The 23,888-nt window shown below is 62.2% G+C and carries 26 protein-coding genes and 1 tRNA gene; 7 read left to right on the plus strand and 20 right to left on the minus strand.

Translation table 11 applies throughout. The annotated features are described in order from the left end of the window. Positions 1-28: 28 nt before the first annotated feature. From NU688_RS26555 to oxc, 11 genes are all read right to left on the minus strand, one after another. Positions 29-973, minus strand: coding sequence for a LysR family transcriptional regulator (locus NU688_RS26555; protein ID WP_257863864.1), 945 nt, complete (start codon positions 971-973; stop codon positions 29-31). A gap of 68 nt (positions 974-1,041) precedes the next feature. Then, the gene (pyk, locus tag NU688_RS26560; RefSeq protein WP_257863865.1) at positions 1,042-2,463 is read right to left on the minus strand and encodes a pyruvate kinase; all 1,422 of its coding nucleotides are present in this window, start codon (positions 2,461-2,463) and stop codon (positions 1,042-1,044) included. Positions 2,464-2,482: 19 nt separating this feature from the next. Beyond that, the gene (locus NU688_RS26565) at positions 2,483-3,493 is read right to left on the minus strand and encodes a 2-dehydropantoate 2-reductase (protein ID WP_257863866.1); all 1,011 of its coding nucleotides are present in this window, start codon (positions 3,491-3,493) and stop codon (positions 2,483-2,485) included. Positions 3,494-3,554: 61 nt separating this feature from the next. Beyond that, positions 3,555-4,325 (minus strand): fumarylacetoacetate hydrolase family protein, encoded by a 771-nt coding sequence (locus NU688_RS26570; RefSeq protein WP_257863867.1) that lies wholly within the window; start codon positions 4,323-4,325, stop codon positions 3,555-3,557. Positions 4,326-4,379: 54 nt separating this feature from the next. After that, on the minus strand, positions 4,380-5,279 hold the full coding sequence (sucD, locus tag NU688_RS26575) for a succinate--CoA ligase subunit alpha (RefSeq protein WP_257863868.1): 900 nt from the start codon (positions 5,277-5,279) through the stop codon (positions 4,380-4,382). Position 5,280: 1 nt separating this feature from the next. Further along, entirely contained in the window at positions 5,281-6,453 is a 1,173-nt protein-coding gene (gene sucC / locus NU688_RS26580; protein WP_257863869.1) for an ADP-forming succinate--CoA ligase subunit beta, read from the minus strand. Between the two features lie 5 nt (positions 6,454-6,458). Then, the gene (locus NU688_RS26585; RefSeq protein ID WP_308340328.1) at positions 6,459-6,791 is read right to left on the minus strand and encodes a hypothetical protein; all 333 of its coding nucleotides are present in this window, start codon (positions 6,789-6,791) and stop codon (positions 6,459-6,461) included. Between the two features lie 225 nt (positions 6,792-7,016). Beyond that, positions 7,017-8,264, minus strand: a complete 1,248-nt coding sequence (gene frc, locus NU688_RS26590; protein WP_206175485.1) for a formyl-CoA transferase — start codon at positions 8,262-8,264, stop codon at positions 7,017-7,019. Between the two features lie 24 nt (positions 8,265-8,288). Further along, on the minus strand, positions 8,289-8,723 hold the full coding sequence (locus NU688_RS26595) for a PAS domain-containing protein (RefSeq protein ID WP_257863870.1): 435 nt from the start codon (positions 8,721-8,723) through the stop codon (positions 8,289-8,291). A gap of 37 nt (positions 8,724-8,760) precedes the next feature. Continuing rightward, entirely contained in the window at positions 8,761-10,017 is a 1,257-nt protein-coding gene (gene frc / locus NU688_RS26600; protein WP_257863871.1) for a formyl-CoA transferase, read from the minus strand. Positions 10,018-10,055: 38 nt separating this feature from the next. Beyond that, a complete protein-coding gene (oxc, locus tag NU688_RS26605) occupies positions 10,056-11,879 on the minus strand; it encodes an oxalyl-CoA decarboxylase (protein WP_257863872.1) in 1,824 nt (607 codons plus the stop codon). A 152-nt stretch (positions 11,880-12,031) separates the two neighbouring features. On the opposite strand from oxc, the gene NU688_RS26610 reads away from it, so the two are divergent. Then, positions 12,032-12,640 carry a Crp/Fnr family transcriptional regulator gene (locus NU688_RS26610; RefSeq protein ID WP_093442594.1) on the plus strand — a complete coding sequence of 203 codons (609 nt, stop codon included), beginning with the start codon at positions 12,032-12,034 and terminating at the stop codon, positions 12,638-12,640. Positions 12,641-12,690: 50 nt separating this feature from the next. On the opposite strand, the gene NU688_RS26615 is transcribed toward NU688_RS26610, so the two are convergent. From NU688_RS26615 to NU688_RS26630, 4 genes are all read right to left on the minus strand, one after another. Continuing rightward, entirely contained in the window at positions 12,691-13,527 is an 837-nt protein-coding gene (locus tag NU688_RS26615) for a cytidylate kinase family protein (protein ID WP_257863873.1), read from the minus strand. 28 nt (positions 13,528-13,555) lie between these two features. Next, positions 13,556-15,088, minus strand: a complete 1,533-nt coding sequence (locus NU688_RS26620) for a tripartite tricarboxylate transporter permease (protein ID WP_257863874.1) — start codon at positions 15,086-15,088, stop codon at positions 13,556-13,558. Positions 15,089-15,107: 19 nt separating this feature from the next. Beyond that, positions 15,108-15,629 carry a tripartite tricarboxylate transporter TctB family protein gene (locus tag NU688_RS26625; RefSeq protein WP_257863875.1) on the minus strand — a complete coding sequence of 174 codons (522 nt, stop codon included), beginning with the start codon at positions 15,627-15,629 and terminating at the stop codon, positions 15,108-15,110. 130 nt (positions 15,630-15,759) lie between these two features. Continuing rightward, positions 15,760-16,791, minus strand: coding sequence for a Bug family tripartite tricarboxylate transporter substrate binding protein (locus NU688_RS26630; RefSeq protein ID WP_374684689.1), 1,032 nt, complete (start codon positions 16,789-16,791; stop codon positions 15,760-15,762). A 254-nt stretch (positions 16,792-17,045) separates the two neighbouring features. Between NU688_RS26630 and NU688_RS26635 the strand changes: the two genes are divergently transcribed. After that, positions 17,046-17,120: transfer RNA gene (locus tag NU688_RS26635), tRNA-Arg, on the plus strand. A gap of 256 nt (positions 17,121-17,376) precedes the next feature. Here the strand turns inward: NU688_RS26635 and NU688_RS26640 are convergent. After that, positions 17,377-17,592, minus strand: coding sequence for a hypothetical protein (locus NU688_RS26640; protein WP_257863876.1), 216 nt, complete (start codon positions 17,590-17,592; stop codon positions 17,377-17,379). A gap of 519 nt (positions 17,593-18,111) precedes the next feature. Here NU688_RS26640 and NU688_RS26645 point away from each other — a divergent pair. The 3 genes from NU688_RS26645 (at position 18,112) to NU688_RS26655 (ending at position 21,095) form a co-directional block, all read left to right on the plus strand. Next, a complete protein-coding gene (locus NU688_RS26645) occupies positions 18,112-18,822 on the plus strand; it encodes a hypothetical protein (RefSeq protein WP_257863877.1) in 711 nt (236 codons plus the stop codon). A 391-nt stretch (positions 18,823-19,213) separates the two neighbouring features. Then, entirely contained in the window at positions 19,214-20,071 is an 858-nt protein-coding gene (locus NU688_RS26650; RefSeq protein WP_257863878.1) for a hypothetical protein, read from the plus strand. A 685-nt stretch (positions 20,072-20,756) separates the two neighbouring features. Then, entirely contained in the window at positions 20,757-21,095 is a 339-nt protein-coding gene (locus NU688_RS26655; protein ID WP_257863879.1) for a hypothetical protein, read from the plus strand. 93 nt (positions 21,096-21,188) lie between these two features. Here the strand turns inward: NU688_RS26655 and NU688_RS26660 are convergent, their stop codons facing one another. From NU688_RS26660 to NU688_RS26675, 4 genes are all read right to left on the minus strand, one after another. Then, the gene (locus NU688_RS26660; RefSeq protein WP_257863880.1) at positions 21,189-21,449 is read right to left on the minus strand and encodes a hypothetical protein; all 261 of its coding nucleotides are present in this window, start codon (positions 21,447-21,449) and stop codon (positions 21,189-21,191) included. A gap of 79 nt (positions 21,450-21,528) precedes the next feature. Beyond that, positions 21,529-21,732: a hypothetical protein gene (locus NU688_RS26665; protein WP_257863881.1), complete on the minus strand. Its 204-nt coding sequence runs from the start codon at positions 21,730-21,732 to the stop codon at positions 21,529-21,531. Between the two features lie 132 nt (positions 21,733-21,864). Further along, the gene (locus NU688_RS26670) at positions 21,865-22,386 is read right to left on the minus strand and encodes an STM3941 family protein (RefSeq protein ID WP_257863882.1); all 522 of its coding nucleotides are present in this window, start codon (positions 22,384-22,386) and stop codon (positions 21,865-21,867) included. Positions 22,387-22,445: 59 nt separating this feature from the next. Further along, complete coding sequence (locus NU688_RS26675) at positions 22,446-22,871, minus strand: helix-turn-helix domain-containing protein (protein WP_257863883.1); 426 nt, start codon at positions 22,869-22,871, stop codon at positions 22,446-22,448. Positions 22,872-22,946: 75 nt separating this feature from the next. Here NU688_RS26675 and NU688_RS26680 point away from each other — a divergent pair, with 75 nt between their 5' ends. Both NU688_RS26680 and NU688_RS26685 read left to right on the plus strand, forming a co-directional pair. Beyond that, positions 22,947-23,357: a nuclear transport factor 2 family protein gene (locus NU688_RS26680; RefSeq protein ID WP_257863884.1), complete on the plus strand. Its 411-nt coding sequence runs from the start codon at positions 22,947-22,949 to the stop codon at positions 23,355-23,357. 142 nt (positions 23,358-23,499) lie between these two features. Then, positions 23,500-23,871, plus strand: a complete 372-nt coding sequence (locus NU688_RS26685) for a hypothetical protein (protein ID WP_257863885.1) — start codon at positions 23,500-23,502, stop codon at positions 23,869-23,871. Positions 23,872-23,888: the final 17 nt, after the last annotated feature.

The raw sequence follows: 23,888 nt of genomic DNA on the forward strand, positions 1-23,888 counted from the left end.
AAGAGCGCTTCATGCGCTCTTTTGTTTTTCAGGGTTGCTGTTGTGATGGCAGCGGTTTGAACGGCACGATCTGCGAGATCAGCGACGCGCCATCGCTCAGCAGAAAGTCCTTGAAGGCCTGCGCCACCGGCGGCAGGCGCTTGGTGCGGCGATGCACCACGTACCAGTTGAGCATCAGCGGAAAACCTTCCACGTCGAGCACGCAGAGGCTCCCGGCCTTCAACTCCTGGCTGATGGTGTGGGCCGAGACAAAACTCACGCCCATGCCCGCGATCACCGCCTGCTTGATCGTCTCGGTGCTGCGGATCTCCATCGCGATGTTGATGTGCTCCAGCTCGCGCCCGAAGCCGTCTTCCATCGAGTGCCAGGTGTCCGATGCCTTCTCGCGCACCACGAACGGCTCGCGCATCAAACGCTTCAGCGGAATGCCCGGCACGCCCACCAGTGGATGCGTCGGCGACGCCACGATCACGTAGGGGTGCGGAGCAAAGGCCTGGTTCGCGGTGTCCAGATCGGTGGGCGGCCGCACCATGATCGCGAGGTCCGTCAGGTTCTCCGCGATGTGGGTCAGCAGGCCCTCGCGGTTGTGCACGGTGAAGTTCAGCGTCACGCCGCGATGGCGGCTCGCGAACTCCACCAGGAGGCGCGGAAAGAAGTAGTCGCCCGCGCTGATGACACCCACGTTGAGCTTGCCGCCCGAGACGCCCTTGAACTGCATCATCGCGTTCTCGGCCGCTTCGAACTGCTGGATGATCGCGCGGCTGATCTGCAACAGCTCGGCGCCCGCGGGCGTGAGGAAGATCTTCTTGCCGAACTGCTCGAACAGCACATTGCCCGCATGCTCCTCGAGCTTGGCGACCTGTGTGGAAACCGCGGGCTGCGTGAGGTGAAGCTCCTCCGCCGCTCTCGAAAAACTCAAGAGCCGCGCGACCGCCTCGAAGACCTTCAACTGGCGCAGGGTCGCATGCTTCATCGGGAGGGAAAGTGGGGCTGCAATCGAAAGGCCATCGTAGCGCGCGAGCCCCTCTCAGCCACCGGGCATCAACCCGGAATTCGTGCGACGTGCAACAGGTTCGTCGTGCCCGACAAACCGAAGGGCAACCCCGCCACCACCACCACGTCGTCGCCCGCTTTCGCGAAGCCTTCGGCCTGCGCGGTGCGGCAGGCGCAGTCGATCATCTCGGCCACGTCGTGCACGTCGTCCACGAGCGCCGCATGCACGCCCCACACCATCGCCATGCGGCGCGCGGCCGCCACGTCGGGCGTGAGACTCAGGATCGGCACCGCGGGCCGCTCGCGCGCGGCGCGCAGGCTGGTGAAGCCCGAGGAGGTGTAGGTCACGGTGGCGGCCGGCGCAAGCAGCGCGGCCACCTGGCGCATCGAGGCGCACACGGCATCGGCCGTGGTCGACAGCGCCGCATCGTGCGTGGCGTCGATGCCGGTGCGGTACGACGGGTCGGCCTCCACGCGCGCGACGATGCGGTCCATCATGCCGACCGCTTCGAGCGGGTACTTTCCCGAGGCCGATTCGGCCGAGAGCATCACCGCATCGACACCGTCGTAGATGGCGGTCGCCACGTCGGACACTTCGGCGCGCGTGGGCACAGGCGCCGCGATCATCGATTCGAGCATCTGCGTGGCCACCACCACCGGCTTGCCGTGTTGGCGGCAGGCACGCACGATGCGGCGCTGCAGCTCGGGCACCTGCTCGGGCGGCAACTCCACGCCGAGATCGCCGCGCGCGACCATGATGCCGTCGGCCAGCGCGACGATGCCGTCCAGGTGCTCGATGGCGGCGGGCTTCTCGAGCTTGGCCATGATCCAGGCGCGCTTGCCGATGATCTCGCGCGCCTCGGTGATGTCTTCAGGTCTTTGCACGAACGAGAGCGCCACCCAGTCCACGCCCATCGAGAGCCCGAAGTCCAGGTCGTCGCGGTCCTTCGGCGTGAGCGGCGAAATCGGCAGCAGCACGCTGGGCACGTTGACGCCCTTGCGGTCCGAGATCGGCCCGCCGACGATGACGGTGGTCTCCGCGAAATCGGCGCCGTGGCTTTCCACGCGCAGGCGCAGCTTGCCGTCGTCCAGCAGCAGATCGGTTCCTGCCTGCAGCGCCGCGAAGATTTCCGGATGCGGCAGCGGCGCGCGGCGATGAGTGCCGTTCGTCTTCGTGTCCATGTCGAGACGGAAGCGCGCGCCCGCTTCGAGCAACGTGCGTCCGCCCTCGAAGGTGCCCAGCCGCAGCTTCGGCCCTTGCAGGTCGAGCAGCACGCCGATGGGCCGGCCGAACTCTTTTTCGAGCCGGCGGATGGCCTCCAGCCGGCGCGCATGGTCGTGCTGTGAGCCGTGGCTGAAGTTCAGCCGGAAGACATCAACGCCACGCTCGAACAGCGCGCGAATGGCTTGCTCGTCGGGCGTAGCCGGGCCGAGCGTGGCGACGATCTTTGCGCTGCGTGTGCGTCTCATGGGGTGTTGTTCTTTCTTGTCATGCGATCTCGCGGAGGCGAACTTGACCGCGCTGGTCCTCCATCGTGCGCGCCAATAGTTTCACCAGCGTGTACACGGTGTCGATGTGCGGCGTCGATGTGTCGGTGAGCCGGGCCAGCTCGACCACCGCGCCCACCAGCGCATCGATCTCGGGTGCACGGCCGGCTTCGACGTCCTGCAGCATCGAGGTCTTGTGCTTGCCGACCTTCTCGGCGCCGGCGATGCGTTTTTCCAGCGTCACGCGGAACTCGATGCCCAGCTTGTGCGCCACGGCCTGGGCCTCGCGCATCATTGCGGCGGCGAGGTCGCGCGACGGCGGGTATTGGCAGATGTCGACCAGCGTCGAATGCGAGAGGCTGCTGATCGGGTTGAAGGTGAGGTTGCCCCACAGCTTGAGCCAGATCTCCGCACGGATGTTGTCCAGCACCGGCGCCTTGAAGCCCGCGCCGGTGAAGCAGGCCGAGACGCGGTTCACGCGCTCGCTAGAAGAACCGTCGAGCTCGCCGACCGGGAAGCGATCGCCCTCGATGTGCTTCACCACGCCCGGCGCGATGAGCTCCGACGCGGGATACACCACGCAGCCGATCACCCGCTCGGCCGGCACCTTCGCGCCCACCAGCCCCGTCGGGTCGACGCTGCGCACCGGCGTGCCCGCGAGTGCACCGCCGTGGTTGTGGAAGTACCAGTACGGAATGCCGTTCTGCATCGTCACGACCATGGTCTCGGGGCCGAAGAGCTTGGGCACGTCGTTCGCCACGGCCTCGACCTGGTGCGCCTTCATCGCGAGGATGACGATGTCCTGCGGGCCGGCCTCGTCGTAGCTGTCGGTGGCCTTCACGTTGCGCGCCACCTGCTCTTCGCCTTCGGCCGAGATCAGCTTGAAGCCGTTCGCCTTGATGGCCGCAAGGTTCGCGCCGCGCACGATGAACGTCACGTCCTCCCCGGCCAGCGCGAGTTTCGCGCCGACCAGGCCGCCGATGGCGCCTGCGCCGATGACTGCTATCTTCATGTCGATCCCCAGTAGTTTTGAATGCGTTGCGCGAGGCCGGAAAGCTGCCTTGTTCGCCGTTTCAACCGAAGCGGTTGGAGAGCTTGCCGATGCCTTCGATGCCGATCTCGACCTGGCTGCCCGGCTTCATCGAGCCGACGCCCACCGAGGTGCCGCACAGGATCACGTCGCCGGGGTTCAGCGTCATGTCCTGCGAGATCAGGCTGACCAGCTGCTGCACGGAAAACCGCATGTCGCTGATCGGATAGTTCTGGCGCTCCTCGCCGTTGAGCACTGTGGTCACGACGAGCGTTGCCGGGTCCAGGCCCGTGGCCACCACGGGGCCCATGGGGCAGAAGGTGTCGAAGCCCTTGGCGCGCACCCACTGGGCGAAAGATGCATCGCGGTTCAGGATGTCGGCCACGGTCACGTCGTTGGCGCAGGTGTAGCCGAACACGTGGTCGAGCGCGTCGGCTTCGGCCACGGCGGTGGCGGTCTTGCCGATGACGATGCCCAGCTCGCCTTCGAACACCACCTTGCCCTCACAAAGCGGTTTGCGGATCGCATCGCCGTGCGCCGCGAAGGAGTTGGGCGCCTTCAGCAGATACAGCGGCTCCGCGGGAACCGGCAGGCTCAGCTTGGCGCCGAGCGCGTGGAAGTTGTTCCACAGCGCGATCACCTTCGTGGGCTCGCTGGGCGTGAGCAGCTTCAGGCCCGCGAGCACGAACACGCGGCCCGTGGGCTCGGAGCGGCCGTACATGTCGCCCTGGTGCTCGTGCACCGCATCGCCCTCGACGGTGCCGAAGGTGGTCTTGCCGGCGTCTTCAAAGCGGACCCATTGCTGCTGTTTCATTTGTTGTGTGCTTTCTTGAAATCTGCGAGGCCGTTCGATGGATCGATGGCTCGATCAGTCGAACGGGAGGTAGTCAGGGATGACAAGCGATGCGAGCAGCTTCCCCATCTCCGCCGGATTGCTCGTCACGTGGATGCCGCACTCCTTCATCACCGCGAGCTTTTCCTGCGCGGTGCCGCGCCCGCCGGAGACGATGGCGCCCGCGTGGCCCATGCGCTTGCCGGGCGGTGCGGTGGCGCCTGCTATGAAGCCGACCACGGGCTTGCGCATGTGGTCCTTGATCCAGCGCGCGCAAATCTCTTCTTCGTTGCCGCCGATCTCGCCGACCATGATCACGGCGTCGGTGCGCGGGTCGTCGTTGAACATCTTGAGCACATCGATGTGCTTGAGTCCGCCGACCGGATCGCCGCCGATGCCCACCACCGTCGACTGCCCGATGCCGAAGCGCGCCAACTGGCTCGCGGCCTCATAGGTCAGCGTGCCCGAGCGCGACACCACGCCGATGCGCCCGCGCTGGTGGATGTGCCCCGGCATGATCCCGATCTTGATTTCGTCGGGCGTGATGAGCCCCGGGCAGTTCGGCCCGAGCAAGAGCGTCTTGCTGCCCTCCATGCGGTGGCGCGTGCGAATCATGTCGCGCACCGGGATGCCCTCGGTGATGCAGATGACCAGCTCCATTCCCGCATCGACCGCCTCGTCGATCGCGGCCGCTGCGAACGGCGGCGGCACGTAGATGACCGACACGGTGGCGCCGGTTTCGGCCTTCGCGTCCTTCACCGTGCCGAAGACCGGAATGCCGTCGAAGGACTTGCCCGCCTTGTTCGGGTTCACGCCCGCGACGAAGCACTTCTGGCCGTTGCCGTAGTCGCGGCACATCGCGGTGTGGAACTGGCCGGTCTTGCCGGTGATGCCTTGCGTGATGACGCGGGTGTGCTTGTTGATGAGGATCGACATTTCAGTGGTTCCTCCGCCGCGCCGCGGCCACGGCCTGTTGGGCGGCATCCGCCATGTCGTCGGCCGTGATGATCGGCAGGCCCGATTGCGCGAGGATGGTCCGACCCAGGCTCTCGTTCGTGCCCTTCATGCGCACGACCAGCGGCACGGACAGCTCGACCTCGCGCGCGGCCGCAATGACGCCCCGCGCAATCACGTCGCACTTCATGATCCCGCCGAAGATGTTGACCAAAATCGCGCGCAGGTTCGGGTTGCGCAGCATCAGCTTGAAGGCCTGCGTCACTTTCTCGGCCGTAGCGCCGCCGCCCACGTCCAGGAAGTTGGCGGGCGAACCGCCGTAGAGCTTGATCACATCCATCGTCGCCATCGCGAGGCCCGCGCCGTTGACGAGGCAGCCGATGTCGCCATCGAGCGCGATGTACGAGAGATCGAAACGCGAAGCCTCGACCTCGGCCGGGTCTTCCTCATCGAAGTCGCGCATCGCCACGATCTCGGGCTGGCGGTAGAGCGCGTTCGAATCGAAGCTGAACTTGGCGTCCAGCGCGATCACGTTGCCGTCGCGCGTCACGACCAGCGGGTTGATCTCCGCGAGCGATGCATCGCAGGCGTCGAAGGCCTGGTAGAGGTTCTGCATCAGCGTGCGCGCCTGCATCACCGACTTGCCGGAGAGACCGATGCTGCGCGCCACGATGTCGGCCTCGGTGCCCTTCAGGCCCGTGGCGGGGTCGATGAACACCTTGTGGATCTTTCCGGGCGTGCGGGCCGCGACGTCCTCGATGTCCACGCCGCCTTCGCTCGATGCCATCAGCACGACGCGGCCGGAGTCCCGGTCGACCACCAGGCCGAGGTAGAGCTCCTTGTCGACCTCGACGCCCTCTTCCACCAGCAGGCGCTTCACCACGCGGCCTTCAGGGCCGGTCTGGTGGGTCTTCAGGGTCATGCCGAGCATCTGGCTCGCGTGCCGGCGCACTTCGTCGACCGACCACGCGAGCTTCACGCCGCCGCCCTTGCCGCGGCCGCCGGCGTGGATCTGCGCCTTCACCACCCAGGCCCTGCCACCCAGGCGGGTGGCGGCGTCGGCGGCTTCGTCGGCCGAGGCGCAGGCGAATCCACGGGGCGTGGTGACGCCGTATTTGCGCAATACGTCCTTGCCCTGGTATTCGTGGATATTCATGGCAATTACGCGCCGATCTCGGCACCGTGGCTTTCGGCCCAATTGAAATAACGCCGGCTTCCGAGGCCTTCGCTCAATTCGCGCTGCTGGTGAATTTCCTTCTTTTGCTCGATCACCTCGGCCAGCGATTTGGCGTCATAGGCACGCAGCAGATGCGCCTGGTGCGTGCTCAGGTAATGGCACACGCGCTCCGGGCCGTCCTGGCTCAGGCGCAGCAATTGGCAATAGGTTTCGCGGTCCCAGTGCCAGCGCAGGCCCAGCTCGTGGAAGGCCGCGTTGTAGGCGTTGCGCTCCGTCTCGGAGCTCCAGTATTGAATGGGCGCATCATCGATCATCATGAAATTTCTCCTGGAAATTGAATGCCGGGCGACAAATGGATGGCGGGTCGGCATGATCAAAATGTAGATTCGATGATCGATAAATAATAGTTAAACTATTTTATTGAATGCATTTGCCATGCGTTATATGTGAATTGGCAAAAAATGGCGCAGTTGTCCATTGCAAATGGCTTTCGCCATTTGCAAAAAACACTTTATTTATCGGTCGGCCGGCGCGCTGTTAATTCAAATCACACGCTCGGTGCGCAGCATGGCAATTTCGTCCACGCCATAGCCCAATTGCCGCAGCACCTCTTCCGTGTGCTCGCCCAGCAGCGGCGCCCGTGTCACCTCGGTCCGGCTGTCGGACATCTTGATGGGGTTGCCCACGGTCAGGTACTTGCCGCGCGTCGGGTGGTCCACCTCGACGATGGTGCCGGTCTCGCGCAGCGATTCGTCGGCGGCGATTTCCTTCATCGAGAGAATCGGGCCGCACGGAATGTCGAACTCGTTGAGGATGTCCATGGCCTCGAACTTGGTCTTGGTCATGGTCCATTGCTCGATGCGCGCGAAGATCGGCTTCAGGTGCAAGAGGCGCGCGGCCGGCGTGGCGTAGGCCTCGTCGGTGATCCAGCTCTCCTCGCCGATCACCTTGCAGACCGCGGGCCACACCGCGCCCTGCGTGATGAAGTAGATGTAGGCATTCGGGTCGGTCTCCCAGCCCTTGCACTTCAGGATGGAGCCCGGCTGTCCGCCGCCCGATGCGTTGCCCGCGCGCGGCACCGCGTCGCCGAACTTGCCGTCGGGGTACTGCGGGTACTCGTGCATGGTGCCGGTGCGCTCCAGCCGCTGCTGGTCGCGCATCTTCACGCGGCAGAGGTTGAGCACGGCGTCCTGCATCGGTGCGAGCACCTGCTGGCCGCGCCCGGTGTTGTTGCGCTGGTAGAGCGCGGCGACGATGCCCAGCGCCAGGTGCAGCCCGGTGCCGCTGTCGCCGATCTGCGCGCCGGTGACGACGGGGGGGCCGTCCTCGAAGCCGGTGGTCGATGCGGCGCCGCCGGCGCATTGCGCGACGTTCTCGTAGACCTTGCAGTGCTCGTACTTGCCGGGGCCGAAGCCCTTGACCGAGGCGACGATCATCCGCGGGTTGAGCTTCTGGATATGCGCCCAGGTGATGCCCATGCGGTCGAGCGCGCCGGGCGCGAAGTTCTCCACCAGCACGTCGCAGGTCTTGATCAGCGTGTCCAGGACCTGCTTGCCCTTGGGGTTCTTGGTGTCCAGCGTGATCGAGCGCTTGTTGTGGTTCAGCATCGTGAAATAGAGGCTGTCCACACCGGGAATGTCGCGCAGCTGGCCGCGCGTCGCGTCGCCTTCGCCGGCGCGCTCGACCTTGATCACGTCGGCGCCGAACCAGGCCAAGAGCTGGGTGCAGGTGGGGCCCGACTGCACATGGGTGAAGTCGAGGATGCGAACGCCTTCGAGTGCCTTGCTCATCGTCTGTCTCCAGTTTTTCCTGTCTTATTTGTTCGTCGCGGTTTCGACTTCTACCAGACGGGCGCGCAATTTGCGCTCCTCGGCGAAGCGGGCGGTTTCGTCACGCACGATGGCGACGATGCCTGAAACCTGTTGATCCTGGGCGAACAGCATGGAGACCGTGAAGGCGATGGAAAGGGTATGCCCGTCCTTGTGGAGCGCGGGCACGCGCAGCACGTCGGCACCGTATTTGGTGACCGCCGTTTCCATCGTCTTGTGATAGCCATCCCAATGCCGCTGGCGTTGTCGCATGGGGATGATGATGTCCAGCGACTGCCCGAGCGCTTCGGCTTCGGTAAAGCCGAAGATGCGCTCGGCAGCCTTGTTCCACAGCGTGATCGCACCCTTGGCATCGCAGACCATGATCGCGTCGCCGGCCCCGGCAACGAGTTGGTTCAGATCGACGGTCGATGACGACAAGGTGTGCTCCCGCTCTCTCTTTTTCGCTGCAACGGCCTCAGACGGCCTTGGCTTCGCGCAGGCTGCTGATCTGGGCCTTCGAGTAGCCCAGCTCGGCCAGCACTTCTTCAGTGTGCTCGCCCAGCAGCGGCGAACCGGTGATCTCGGGCTTCAGGTCCGAGAACTTGATCGGGCTGCCCACGGTGAAGTAGCTGCCGCGCTCCTTGTGCTGCACTTCGACGATCGAGCCGCTGGCACGCAGCGATTCGTCGTTGAGCAGTTCCTTCATCGTCAGCACCGGCGCGCACGGAATGTCGAACTTGCGCAGGATGTCGACCGCCTCGAACTTGGTCTTGTCCTTCAGCCAGACTTCGATGGTCGCGAAGATGTCGGTGATGTGCGGCTGGCGCGCCTTGGCGGTCATGTAGTCGGGGTCGGTCTTCCACTCGGGCTTGCCGATGGCGTCGCAGATCGGCGCCCAGGCGTGGCCCTGTACGGTGAAGTAGATGTAGGCGTTCGGGTCGGTCTCCCAGCCCTTGCACTTGAGCACCCAGCCCGGCTGGCCGCCGCCGCCGGCATTGCCGCCGCGCGGCACCACGTCGCTGAAGGTGCCGTGCGGGTACTGCGGGTATTCCTCGAGGTAGCCGAGGCGGTCAAGACGCTGCTGGTCGCGCATCTTCACGCGGCAGAGGTTGAGCACCGCGTCCTGCATAGAGCAGGCCACGCGCTGGCCCTTGCCGGTCTGCTCGCGGCCGATGATGGCCGTGAGGATGCCGATGGCCAGGTGCATGCCGGTGTTGCTGTCGCCCAGCGCCGCCGAGCTCACGGTGGGCGGGCCGTCCCAGAAGCCGGTGGTCGATGCGGCGCCGCCTGCGCACTGCGCGACGTTTTCATAAACCTTCAGGTCGTCGTAGTGGTGGCCGTCGCTGAAGCCCTTGACCGAGGCGACGATCATCTTCGGGTTCAGTTCCTGGATGCGCTCCCAGCTGAAGCCCATGCGGTCGAGTGCGCCGGGGCCGAAGTTCTCGACCAGCACGTCCGATTCCTTGATCAGCTTCTCGAGCACCAGCTTGCCTTCGGCCTGCTTGGTGTCCAGCGTGAGCGAGCGCTTGTTGCTGTTGAGCATGGTGAAGTAGAGCGCGTCGACATCGGGAATGTCGCGCAGTTGCGAGCGCGTGACGTCGCCGGAGCCCGGGCGCTCGACCTTGATGACGTCGGCGCCGAACCAGGCCAGCATCTGCGTGCAGGCCGGGCCGGCTTGCACGTGCGTGAAGTCGATGATCTTGATGCCGTTGAGGGGTTTGTTGTCGCTCATGTGATATCTCCTGGATGTCTGAATGCTGAAAACTGGAATTACTTCTTCTTCGCCGTGGCGGGGTTCAGGCTCGTGATGCGCCCGCTCTCCGTGCCCGCGGTTTCGTCGATGACGGCGTTGATCAGCGTCGGGCGGCGCGAGGCGACGGCCTCGGTCAGGGCCTTCTGCAGCTCGTCGGCGGTGGTGGCGTTGACGCCCACGCCGCCGAAGGCTTCCATCAGCTTGTCGTAGCGCGCGTTCTTCACGAACACGGTGGGCGCCACGTCGGCGGTGCCGCTCGCGTTCACGTCGGTGCCGCGGTACACGCCGTTGTTGTTGAAGACGATGATGCAGATCGGCAGGTTGTAGCGGCAGATGGTTTCCACCTCCATGCCGCTGAAGCCGAAGGCGCTGTCGCCCTCGATGGCGATCACCGGCTTGTCGGTGACCACGGCGGCAGCGACCGCGAAGCCCATGCCGATACCCATGATCCCCCAGGTGCCCACGTCCAGGCGCTTGCGCGGCTCGTACATGTCCACGATGCTGCGCGCGAAGTCCAGCGTGTTGGCACCTTCGTTCACCACGATGGCGTCGGGCCGGGCCTTGACCTGGTCGCGGATCACGCTGAGCGCGCTGTGGAAGTTCATCGGCGACGGGCGCGCGGCGAGCGTCACGGCCATCTTGGAGAGGTTCTTGTCCTTGCGCTCGGCGATGGCGCCGGTCCACTCGACCGGCGGCTTGGCCCACTTGGCATCGATGCCGCCGAGCAGCGCCGCGACGCAGGAGCCGATGTCGCCGATCACCGGCGCGGCGATGGCCACGTTGCTGTCGATCTCGGTCGGTGCGATGTCGATCTGGATGAACTGCTTGGCGCCCTTGTCCTCGGCCCAGGTCTTGCCCTTGCCGTGCGAGAGCAGCCAGTTCAGGCGCGCGCCGATGAGCAGCACGACGTCGGCTTCCTGCAGCACGTAGGAGCGTGCGGCCGCGGCCGATTGCACGTGCGTGTCGGGCAGGAGGCCCTTGGCCATCGACATCGGGAGGTAGGGAATACCCGTCTTCTCGACCAGTGCGCGGATGTCGGCATCGGCCTGTGCGTAGGCAGCGCCCTTGCCCAGCAGGATGAGCGGCTTCTTCGCGCCCTTGAGCAAATCGAGTGCGCGCTTCACTGCGTCGGGTGCGGGGATCTGGCGCGGTGCCGGATCGACCACCTTGATGAGCGATGCCTTGCCCTTGGCCGCGTCCATGGTCTGCGCGAAGAGCTTGGCTGGCAGGTCCAGGTACACGCCGCCGGGGCGGCCCGAGAGCGCCGAGCGGATGGCACGGGCGATGCCCACGCCGATGTCTTCGGCGTGCAGCACGCGGAAGGCGGCCTTGCACAGCGGCTTGGCGATGGCCAGCTGGTCCATCTCTTCGTAGTCGCCCTGCTGCAGGTCGACGATTTCGCGTTCGCTCGATCCGCTGATCAGGATCATCGGGAAGCAGTTGGTGGTCGCGTTGGCCAGCGCCGTGAGGCCGTTCAGGAAACCGGGGGCCGACACCGTGAGGCAGATGCCGGGCTTTTGCGTCAAGAAGCCTGCGGCGGCCGCGGCGTTGCCGGCGTGCTGTTCGTGGCGGAACGAAATGACCCGCATGCCCTCGGCCTGCGCCATGCGCGTCAGGTCGGTGATCGGGATGCCGGGGAGGCCGAAGATGGTGTCGATGTCGTTCAGCTTCAGCGCATCGATGACCAGGTGGAAGCCATCGGTCGTTTCGGCCTCCGGTGCGTCGTCCGCAACCGGTTTGAGGGCTCGCACGACCGCATCGCCGTCAACGGCCCGGCTCGTGGGCTTGAGGGCGTCGTCCAGGGTCGTGGATGCCTCTTTGTCCGTTCTTACTGAAGACATGTCTCTCCTTCTGCTTTGGTGAATGGCCGAGGCCCGAGCCGGGACTATGATTCGGGGGCATGCTTTCGAACGTTGACCTCGGTCAACTTTCCGGAAAACGGCACCGGCCAGATGAACCAGAAGTTGTTGCGAATTCGAGCAAGACGGGACCCATGACGTTGTTGGAAAACCACCCGGAAAAAAACATCATTCGCGCGCAGCTCCGGCAGAACGTCCTGCTCAAGGACCTGAGCGAGAGCGACCGCGCCGAACTGGAAGCCCACCTCGTGATCGTGGACGGCAACAAGGGCGATTTCCTGTTGCACCAGGGGGTGCGCGAGATGGAGCAGTACTTCATCCTCGACGGCATCCTGAAACGGGTCGTGAGCAACCCGGAAGGCAAGGAAATGATCCTTCGCTTCGCCGACGAGCACGACATGGAAACCAGCTATGCGGCACTGCGGCTGGGCACGCCGACGCCCTACGGCATCGTGTGCGTCACCAAGGCCCGCGTGGCGAGCCTGCCGTTGAAGGAATGGATCACCTTCCTCGACCGGCATGCGCAGACCAAGGAGCTGTTCGAGTACCTGGTGATGAAGGGGATGAGCGAGATCATGGCGCACACGATCACGCTGCATCTGCTGGATGCGCCGGGGCGGGTGCACCGGTTCATGAGGAAGCACCCGGAGCTGGAAGACCGGATTCCTAGCAAGGAGTTGGCTTCGTATCTCAATCTCTCCGCAGAAACCCTTAGTCGGCTTCGCAAGCGCGGAAAAATCTAGGCGCGGGGGTTTACTCCCTCCCCCTCTGGGGGAGGGAGAAAGACCCGAACTCAGGTCTGCTTGGCCGACGCGAAGCGCCTCGAACTCGCCATCAGTCGCAGCTGGTTGTGCACACCGGTCACGCCGATCACAGCCGCCGCCACCGCTTCCGTCTGCGTCCGCTCCTCGGAGTTCAAGACGATCCCGCGCAGGATCACCTCCCCCTGGTTCGCATCGACCGTGACGCGGATGTCGCTCGTCTCCGTCTGCTCCTTCAGCGCCGCTTTCACACGCGCCTGCAGCGCCATGTTCTTGAGCAGCGTGCGCGACTCGGGCGTCTCCGCGAACTCGGGCCGCGCCACCAGTTGGCGGATCTGCTCGACACAGCTGTCGACCGTCATGCGGTCGGTGTTCAGCACCAGGTCGTAGAGCACCGGGTCGCCCCAGGTCACGCCGAACTGCGCATGCATGCGCGACGCATGCGCCTGGTCGCTGCGGCGGATCTCCGCTTCGGCGAACGCGGCGTCGTCGGTTTCGAGGTCGCCCATCAGCCACTCGACGCGCTTCTCCAGCGAACGCGTGATGCGCACGCACACCGCGTGCGGCACCGGCCGCAACAGGCAGGTGGCGCCCCATCCGCGCAGCACCACGTTGCCGCGGTCGGCCAGCGCGAACAGTTCGTCGGCCGTGTAGAGCGCGACGCTGCGCTGGTCGGTCTTCAGGCGCTCCAGCAGGCCGGCCTTGCCGCCGCGCAGCCGGCCGATGAGGCTCTTGGAAACCTGCATCTTCTCGGCCACATGGTCGATGACTTCGTGGCGCATCACGGCGAGCGAAAGCGTTTCCGCGAGCTTGACCGAAACGTCCTTGGCGAGGGAACCCATCTCCTGGGTCAGTGCGATGACTGGCATGTGTGTGCTCCTTGTGCTTTCTTCTCGCTCAATCCACCGGACGCTCGACGGCGAACTCGTCGGGCTTCTTCGGCGGCTTGATGAAGGCGATGGCCTTGGAGATCAGCGGCCAGAACAGCAGCACCAGGGCCAGCGTCGTGATGCCGCCCACCAGCGGGTTCGAGAACATGATCATCACGTCGCCTTGCGAGACCAGCATCGCCTGGCGGAACGAGTCCTCGGCCTTGTCCCCGAGCACCAGCGCAAGCACCAGCGGCGCGAGCGGGAAGTCGAGCTTCTTGAACAGGTAGCCGATGACGCCGAAGCCGAGCATGAACCAGATGTCGAGCATCGCGTTGTGCACGGTGTAGGCACCGATCGCGCAGATCACGATGATCACCGGCGCGATGATCGAGAACGGAATGCGCAGGATCGAAGCGAACAGCGGCACCGTGCTCAGCACCACGATCAGGCCCACGATGTTGCCCAGGTACATGCTGGCGATGAGGCCCCAGACGAAGTCCTTCTGCTCCACGAAGAGCAGCGGCCCGGGCTGCAGGCCCCAGATCAAGAGGCCACCCAGCAGCACCGCAGCGGTCGGAGAACCGGGGATGCCCAGCGCCAGCATCGGCAGCAGCGCGCTGGTGCCCGCGGCGTGCGCCGCGGTCTCGGGGGCGACGACGCCTTCCATCTGACCGGTGCCGAACTTGGAGCCCTTCTTCGACATCTTCTTGGCCAGGCCGTAGGCCATGAACGAAGCCGGTGTGGCACCGCCGGGGGTGATGCCCATCCAGATGCCGATGAGCGAGCTGCGCAGCGACGTCACCCAGTACTGCGGCAGCTGCTTCCAGGTTTGCAGCACGACCTTGGGGTCGATCTTGGCACTCTTGCCGGAGAACTTCAGGCCCTCTTCCATCGACAGCAGGATTTCGCCGATGCCGAAGAGACCGATCACCGCGATCAGGAAGTCGAAGCCGCGCATCAGCTCGGGCTGGCCGAAGGTCAGGCGCAGCTGGCCGGTGACCGTGTCCATGCCGACCGAGGCGAGCGCAAAGCCCAGCGCCATCGACGCGAGGATCTTGAAGGGCGAGCCTTTCCCCATGCCGACGAAGCTGCAGAAGGTCAGTAAATACACCGCAAAGAATTCGGGCGACCCGAACTTGAGCGCGAACTTCGCGACCAACGGCGCGAGAAAAGTGATCATCACCACCGCGATGAAGGCACCCACGAACGACGAGGTGAAAGCCGTGGTGAGCGCGGCGCCCGCGTTGCCCTGCTGGGCCATCGGATAACCGTCGAAGGTGGTGGCCACCGACCAGGGCTCGCCGGGAATGTTGAACAGGATCGAGGTGATGGCCCCGCCGAACAACGCCCCCCAGTAGATGCACGACAACATGATGATGGCCGAGGTCGGCGACATCGTGAACGTGAGGGGCAGCAAGATTGCCACCCCGTTGGCGCCGCCCAGCCCCGGCAGCACGCCGATGAGCACGCCAAGGATGATCCCGACGAACATCAGGCCGATGTTCATGGGTGTCAGGATCACGGAAAAGCCCTGCATCAGGGCGCTGATTTCGTCCATTTCGCTGTGCTCCGTGAGTTCAGTAGCCGAGGAACCGGAGGGGGTCGAGCGCGCCTTTGAAAAGCGGCACCTTGAACCACACCTCGAACATGCAGAAGAAGACCGTGTTGACCGCAAGCGCCGCGATCACGCTCTTCACCCACGAATACTTGCCCAGCACGATCATGAAGAGCGCGATGTAGATCGCCGACGCGACATACAGCCCCACGAAGGTGATGCACAGCACGTACACGGTGGCCGGCACCAGCACCGACAGCACACGCTTGAGCTGTACCGAATCGACGAACACCTCGGTGTTCTTGTTCTTGCCGAGCAGTGCCTGGTACAGGATGCCCGCGCCCGAGATGGTGATGATCACGCCGATGAAGAACGGGAAGTAGCCCGACCCCGGCCCATCGCTCGTCCAGCCCGCGCCCAGCTTGCGGGCCTCGAACACCACAACCAGTCCGATGATCAGCAGCAGCAGCGCCACCACCGCCTCGACCACGTAGGTGGCGACGCCCGAACGCGCCGCCCCATCGGAAATTTCTTCGTGCTCCATGGAGCCCCCATCGATCAAATGTGTGAGTGAAATGAGGCGGTGCGCGCGCTCATGCGTGCATGCGCCCGCCCGCCCGCCGTCCGGTGCGCCAGCAGTGCGCGGCCGGGGCTGGCCATCTATCTGCCTGCGGCTACTTGTTGCTGGCCAGGAAGCCCGCCTCGGACATCAGCGTGCGGTGCGTCGCTTCGGCGGTGGTGAGCCAATCGGCGAAGGGCTTGCCGGTCATGAAGGTCGGGTTGAAGGCGCCCTTCTCCATGTATTCCTTCCACTCCGGCGTGGCGGCCACCTTGGTCAGCAGGTCCACGTAGAACTTCAGCTGGTCGGGCGTGACACCGGCGGGCATGAAGATGCCGCGCAGCATCGTGTACTTGGTGGGCACGCCCGCTTCCTTGCAGGTGGGCACGTCGTTCCACGACTGCGTATCGGTCACCTTCGCCTTGAACGGCATGCGCTCGTCGTCGAACACGCACAGCGCGCGCAGCTTGCCGGCGCGCCATTGCGCGACTGCCTCGATCGGGTTGTTGACGGTGGAATTCACGTGGCCGCCCACCAGCTGCACCGCGACCTCGCCGCCGCCCTTGAAGGGCACGTAGATGAACTTGGTGCCCGTGGCTTTCTCGAGCGCCACGGTGATGATCTGGTCTTCCTGCTTGGAGCCGGTGCCGGCCATCTTGAACTTGTTGGGGCCCGCGGCCTTGGTGGCCGCGATGTATTCACCGGCGGTCTTGTAGGGCTCATCGACGTTGGTCCACAGCACGAACTGGTCGAGCGCCAGCATCGCGACGGGCGTCATGTCCTTCCAGTTGAAGGGCACGCCGGTGGCCATGGGCGTGGTGAACAGGTTCGACAGCGAGATGATGATCTTGTGCGGGTCGCCCTTGGCTTCCTTCACCGCCAGAAAGCCCTCGGCGCCCGCGCCGCCCGACTTGTTGACGACGATGAGCGGCTCTTTCATGAGCTTGTATTTGATGACGATGCCCTGCAGCAGCCGCCCCATCTGGTCGGCGCCGCCGCCGGTGCCGGCGGGGATCACGAACTCCACGGGCTTGGTGGGTTCCCAGGCGAAGGCGGGGGTGGCAACGGCCATCGCCAGGACGGCCGCGCCAATGGCTTTCGCAGGCCAGCTGCGGGCGAACTGCGAAGCGATGTTCTTCATCGTCATGTCTGTCTCCAGTCTGTGTAGGGTTCGCCCTTTTTTATTCTTGGATCTGAGCGGAGATACGAACAGGCCGGATGTTGCGCGCAGGTGTGGGGCGACGACTTGACCGAGGTCAACTTCTCGGAGATTTCGTATGGGGGTTAGCCCGTGCTGGCCGGTTTTTTGCAGTGCAGCGAAGCCGCCGCAGGAACCCTATAAAATCGCGGCGCGCACCGGCAACCCCTCGCCGGCCGGGCACCGAGCCCATCGCGCCAGTCGTCTTCGTAGTTCAATGGATAGAACGGGGTCCTCCTAAGACTCAGATACAGGTTCGATTCCTGTCGAAGGCACCATCAGGCCGTTGATGACAGAGCCAGGAAAAAACGCTCTCAGCATCAAGTGCATAGACGCGCCGACAAGCACAAATCAGCGCAGTTTTCGCCAAGCAAAGTGCTGCTCTTGACGGATGAAATCTTGATCAAGGCGCTTGGATGGCTTCTGATGGAGAGCGCGAAATCAGACCCTTCGCTCCCCAGGAGCCTGCCAATCCGTGCGACAGCAATGCGAAGGAACGCGGACCGAGTGAACTTGGCCGATGGGGACGCTGACTTACCAGTTCGAAACCGCTCTCTGGGGCTTGAGAAGCTGCGGCAAATGACGCAGTTCGACCGTCGCCTTGTCGGCAGTATGTGTCGCGTAGGGACGTTGTTGGAGCGACTTCGACTGCAATGTATTCGCCATCGCGGAAGCAGGTTCACGCGTGCCATTCATGCGAATGCCATGCAGGGCGCGGTCGTTGGTTGGCGCACCTTCGTACGCATTCATCCTGACGCTTGCCCGCCCCTCCCAGCCCAGCGCAATTGCTCATGCGGCCAAGAACATAAGACGACGATTGCAGGGCCCCATCTTCAGACGATGCAGATGGGGCCACGCACTACGCTGCGACAGCACCAACCCCGCGGGCTTCGAGCTCTTCGCTTACTACGGCGATTTGCTTTCGTATCGGCAACGTCTTGCAGACACTGAACCGGACGGTCGTTGCGGACAGCAGATGTAGGAAAACGAAGCGGCCGCGCCGCACATCATGTGCATGTGCATCGCTTGTAGTACTTCAACACTGAAATGGCGGTAGATGCCGATGAAGAAATTACAACAGGTCATCGCGGACATTTCCGCTCGATAAAGTCAAAATAGTACGCGCGGGCGACAGACCCACGTATCGAACTCAATCGCAAAATCCATCAGATTTTTCTTTATTGAACGAAACCAATGCCAATAAATAAACCGTATCGCCGAACCTGTAGACAATTTTTGGACGGGAAATACTCTGAGGGTGGTCGCTGGATGTATCTCCTGCACAAGCGATATGCCACGGATCCGCGCCATTACATTCGCGCCTTCCTACTAATTGAAGAAGAAATTCTTAATTTATTTACCTACGTCGAGCCCAGCGATATAAATTCCAACACATACTCCCATAAAATTCAACAACTCTTAATGCGAACATGCGTTGAAATAGAGGCAAACTTTACAGCCATTCTTCTTGAGAACAACTATGCAGAGGCAAAAAAAGGCAACACAAATATCAAACACTACCGGCTAATTGACAAGTCGCATCGCCTATCAGCATTTGAAGTTCGGGTCCCGACATGGAAAGGCAGTAATAGCGTTAGATCGCCATTTCAAGCCTGGGCCTCGTCATCGCCTCTTTCTTGGTATCAGGCTTACAATAAGTCGAAACATCAAAGGCACGAGAATTTCGAGCGCGCAACTTTTGATGCGTTAATGGACGCATTTTGTGGATTGAACATTCTGCTTTCTGCGCAATTTTGCGACGAAGAATATTCGCCGAGGGCAAAGTCCATCGGTCTTAGTGGCGCTGCCTATCATTACGATGGAGAGGATGGAATGGAACCTTCGATCGGAAGCATCCTTCGTATAAAATTTCCAACAGATTGGCCAGATGAGCAACGGTACGAATTCAAATGGCCTGAAATTTCCTTGCTCGCAGACCCATTTCAAGACTACGATTACGCTCAACATCCGATCACTTAGGCAAGCATGTTTAGCGCTTCGGATTTTAATAATAATTAATATGGAGATTTAAATTGTGCGAACCCTCGAAGATTGCGAACGACTGGGTGGTCAAAGGATGCCACATCCACATAAACAACGTGGAGTTAAGAATTTTCCCGGATAATCAAGGTCAACCAAAATTCAGAACCGTTTTTTCCTCTGCACCGGCACATCAGGTAGAAGCCGCAATTCGAATAGCCCTTCAAGACTGCCTCCCAGATGCGAAAACGCGAGAGCAATGGATCACAAAACTTCGGATGGCGCGAGCTTACTTGGAACAATATCAAGGTGTGCTAAAGGAGCTTGCAAATGGGCGCAAATTTGAATTTCGCATGCTTGAGATTGCAATCGAGAGATGGGATCAATAACAATGGAAACAATTAGAAAATTTCTTCAAACAGGGGCGCTAGGACCTGTGATTTTGGGAGCTTCCTCGTTTGCATTGATGGACGTCCTTGGTGATCCAGAAAGTATTTCAAAGAAATCCAACCCATTGCTTGCGACTTACGGCGCATTGAGCCTGACATTTTGGAAATCCAGAAGCGACAGCTTGCAGACGCTGCGGGAATTTAAGCTCGATATTTCCTCTAGAAAACCGAATTTTCCAAAATCTCTATTCATTTCTGATTGGCCCTTCGAAGTTGCGCCCTCTTTTGACTGGCTGCGCGAGATTTCTGGCATTTTCCCGACCGAAGTTTCCACTGGGAGTGTTCAAAAAGTATTTCTTTTCCCATCAGGCGTCACTGCAAATATCGAGGGCGATTGCGTGAGCTCTCTTAGCATGGCAGAAAGGGAATTGAAGTCGCAGCCAAAATTTAATTTGCAATCAAATCGCGAGCCGAATGATGCGCAAATTTGGGCAATGATTAGAGAAGTAATGCTAGTCGGACGAGCTAAAGCCTATAGGGCAGCTTTGTTGCTTGGATGGGGAATTTTGGAGGCACTTCTCCGGCGCCTCGCTTTCGACAAAAATCTGGTTGACACGATGCCAACGTCGCCGAACTTATTAGTGCAAAAATTGAGAAGCGCGAATTTAATTTCTCCATTGATGTTTGAAAACATCGAAAACCTTCGTCGCGTACGTTCGTCCGTTGCTCACGGGATAAACACTCCCTCCTCCGGAAAGATTGAGTACTTCCTTTTGATGACGACAATACGAGCATTGCTCGTTAAAACTCGGCAAAATTCAAGAACCAAGGATACTGACGCAGCGCGCTCTGGAAATTAAGGTCCAGCGGCAGATCCGCAGCCAAAACAGCGCTATTTCCATTCCCATTACTTCTCTGGCACTTTTGTCAACCCGAAATAGCTCTTTCAACATAAATCGACTTACTTCGGATTTTCACTTCGACTCAAAAAACTATTTCATTGAATCGATTCGAGATTTCCGCATATTCGTTGATGCTCTCGTGTGTTTTGATATGAAGTGTGGCAAAACCTGATCGGTCCCATGGCGGACGGCCTTACTCAACCATAGGCTCGAATTTAAAAATTCGCTTTCAATTCCAACAGAGATTTTCAGCAAAATCTCACACTGAAATTTCATGCGAGCCAACTTCTCGTACTACGCTTATCCGTAGAGAGGAAGATCGGCAATGAAGAGAAATGAGAGCGAAAAATGCCACCGAATTGGCCGTCCCGTACTGCCAGATGAAGAACATGCCGCAAGTGGTTCCATCCGCTTGACCCCGGCTCGCTGGATCAAGTTGAGGCATCTGGGAAGGGTTCGGTTGAGCGAGGCAATCGACCAAGCGAAAGAGCCGACATCGAGGAGGTAAACGCCGCGTCTCAGGGCGTGTCGCAGTCGAATTCAGACCGCGATCTTCTGAGGCAAATTCAGGCGGCTGGAACGATGGTGGAACATCGAACCAGCCTAACCACAACGTGCAACATCTTGGAAGAACCCGCACATCATGGCTAAGAAGAAGTCTATCAATGGCGCTACCAGCGCCTCCGCTACCGCCGAGCCCAACACTCCGGCACAGCAACCACTCCCCCAAGAAAAAGACTTTCTCGACACGGATCGTCGCGAAGTCATCTGCATCGCAGCGTGCGAATCACTCGACTGGCTCGCCATCCTTCAAGCGCTCTCCGGGTCCACCACCTTCGACCCGGAAACTCTCGCCCGCAGGCTCCCCGGCATCCTCAACAAGCTCGCCGAACTGAGCAGCATCGTCCTCTCGGCCATCGACGACCCGCGCCACCAAACCGCCGCTCTGCGTCAGAGCTTGAGTCCAGCCGGCGCGACGTGAGTCAGTGAATCAAGCCGCTGGCATTCAGCGGCTTTTCACCAACTTCATGGGGCTCGTCGGCCGACGTTCTCCTTGATGAAACGAGCGAACGGCTCAGCCCGAAAACCCGAGAAGCCGCGCGAAGTCCTGCACGCGCTCGCGCGGCATCCTTGTCTCGTTCACCTCGGCCTCCGGATCGCCGTACCCCATGGACATGCCGAGGGCAGTCACTTCGTCCGGCGACATGTGCAGATGCGAAGCGATCAGCTCACGGAACTGTGCGAACGCCACCTGCGGGCAGGTGGCGATGCCGCGTGCCTTCGCGGCGATGATCCTGGCGGCGCTGGTGCTGGCGGAGGCGACGCATGCAGTCATCGTGCGCAGGGGAGCCAAGGCGCACGGTGGCCTCTCGGAGTTGCAGGCCTGATGAGCCCCGGCAGAGCTACTCATTCATTCATCGAGGATCGGGCACCGTCCGCTCCTCGATCCAGTGCGTGCCTTCGCCGAAGACCTCGTTGCCCACCTCGACCATGATTTCCAGGTCGCGGCGCAGCGCGGCCGTTTCGCGCTTCCAGCTCGCGGCCGCTTGAATATCGTGTTTGAGGTGACTGACGTCGAGCGCCCAGCCGAGGCGAATCTCTTTCATGACGGTCATCATTCAGCAATGCGCAGCGCGGGGCAAATTCGGGACATGTCCCTGCGAGGAGTACCCGAACTAAGGTTTACCTGCGTGCGATGCCCTGCGGCTGGCGCACAGACTTTCCTGCCTGTGCAGGGCACATCGGCGCCATCAAATGTGGGGCGCGTCTGCGTCTGCCCGCCTGAAGCGATCGATGTGCGCCAGCACTTCTTCGAGCGGCACAGGCAGCGATATCTGCGGGACATTGATGACGAAGCCCACCAGCGAAGAGTTCGCCTTCATCAGCATGCGCTTGAGTGGGGATGCCTTGGCAAGATAGTCCTTCGGATTTCGCAGTGACACCCCGAGAAATTTCTGCTGCTGGAATTTGATGACCTGCGCATCGACCACGTCGGACCACGGGATGAAGCCGGCAGACAGGCCGGATGCGTTGTCCGTGATCCCGGTGCGATCGATCGTGATCGCGGGCTTCCTCGACACAAGCCGGCTCAGTGCAAACACCGCGACTGCGCCGAAGAAGACGATGCTCGCCCAGCCGATCAACCAGCCCATGACCTCATCGCCCCCGATGGGATGCATCAGCAGCCAGATGCCTCCCGCAACGAACAGGGCGGCGCCCAGGAGGAGCAGGCTGACGCGCAGGCGGCTGGGGTAGATGACGACAGGAGTCATGTGAAGTGTGTCCAGAGACGATGTGGCATGAGTGAATGAATGAACGAAGCCGCCGCCGCTCAACGGCTTTTCGCTGACGCCGGGAGACCTTCCCCCGCCGCCGCATCGAACGTCTCCCGATTCCGGAGCACGTCCTCGATGTTCCGCTCCGCCCAGAGGCGCAGTTCTTCCAGCGTGGCCGCGAGCGATTCGCCCAGCGGCGTCAATGAGTACTCCACCTTCGGCGGCACGGTCGCGTAGACCTCGCGCCGCACGATGCCGTCGCGCTCCAGCGAGCGCAGCGTTTGCGTGAGCATCTTCTGCGACACGCCCTGGATCTCGCGGCGCAGTTCGCCGAAGCGCCGGGTGCCGCCCAGCAGCAAGCCCACCACCAGCGCCGCCCACTTGTCGGCGATGCAGTCGAGCACCTGCCGCGTCGGGCAGGTGGCGAGGTACGGATTCCATGCCGGGGGACTGGCTGGTTGCGGGTCTTGTTGTTCGTCCATGGTCACTTCGGGGTGCCTTGGGCACGTTGGGGTGCGTTCTTGCGGGAGGGGATGCGGGTGGCTATTGTCCGCGGCATGAACACGAACACCACCTCACAGCAGAACATCGAACTCGTCCGCAGCTATTTCGACGCCGTCGCCAAGGGCGACTTCGAAACGGTCGGCAGGATCTTCGCGGACGACATCGTCTGGCACCAGCCGGGCAGCGGCAGCCTCTCGGGCACGCACCGGGGGAAGGAGGCCGTCTACGGGCTGCTGGGGCGCTTCATGGAGCGCAGCGGTGGGAGCTTTCGCATCGACAGCGTCGGGCCGTTGATGGCGCAGGGCGACCGGGTCGCGACACCGCTGCATTTCAGCGCGGAGAAACCGGGCGCGTCGATGGCGATGTCGGGAGTGGATGTGCTGCGCATCGATGACGGCGGGCGCATCTGCGAGGTGTGGCTGTTCTCCGAAGACCAGGCGGCGGAGGACGCGTTCTGGGGGTAGAAGATTTCATTCATTCATTCACTCACTCGCAACGGGCGTGACATTTGGGAACGCATCTTCACCTTAGCGATGTGAGCGGCGTTGACCAGTCGGGCGTTGGACACCGCATCAGGGCTGTTTTCGGCCCGCTTCAGGAGATGAAATGTCCATTCCCCGAACCGTTCTCAAGCTGGCTGTTGCTGGTGTTGTCGCAGCAGGCGCCTTGTTCGCCGGCGCATCGGCCAATGCAGAGACGCACTGGTCCATCGGCGTCAACCTGCCCGGCTTGGTCGTCGGCCAACCTGCACCGGTCTACTACGAGCCCGCGCCTGTCTACCCGCGGCCGGCTCCGACGTACTACCAGCCACCGGTGCCGGTGTATTCCACGCCCGCGCCTGTGTACTACGAGCCGGGCTCCCGCTGGGAAGAGCGTCGCGCGGAGCGCTGGGAAGAACGCCGTGCGGAGCGCCGTGAATGGCGTCGCCGGCAGTGGGAGCGGGAGCAGCATCGCCGCTACTACGAAGATCGCGACTGACTGAGACTGACTGATCT

Source organism: Variovorax sp. ZS18.2.2 (genome assembly GCF_024701975.1).
Taxonomy (GTDB): domain Bacteria; phylum Pseudomonadota; class Gammaproteobacteria; order Burkholderiales; family Burkholderiaceae_C; genus Variovorax.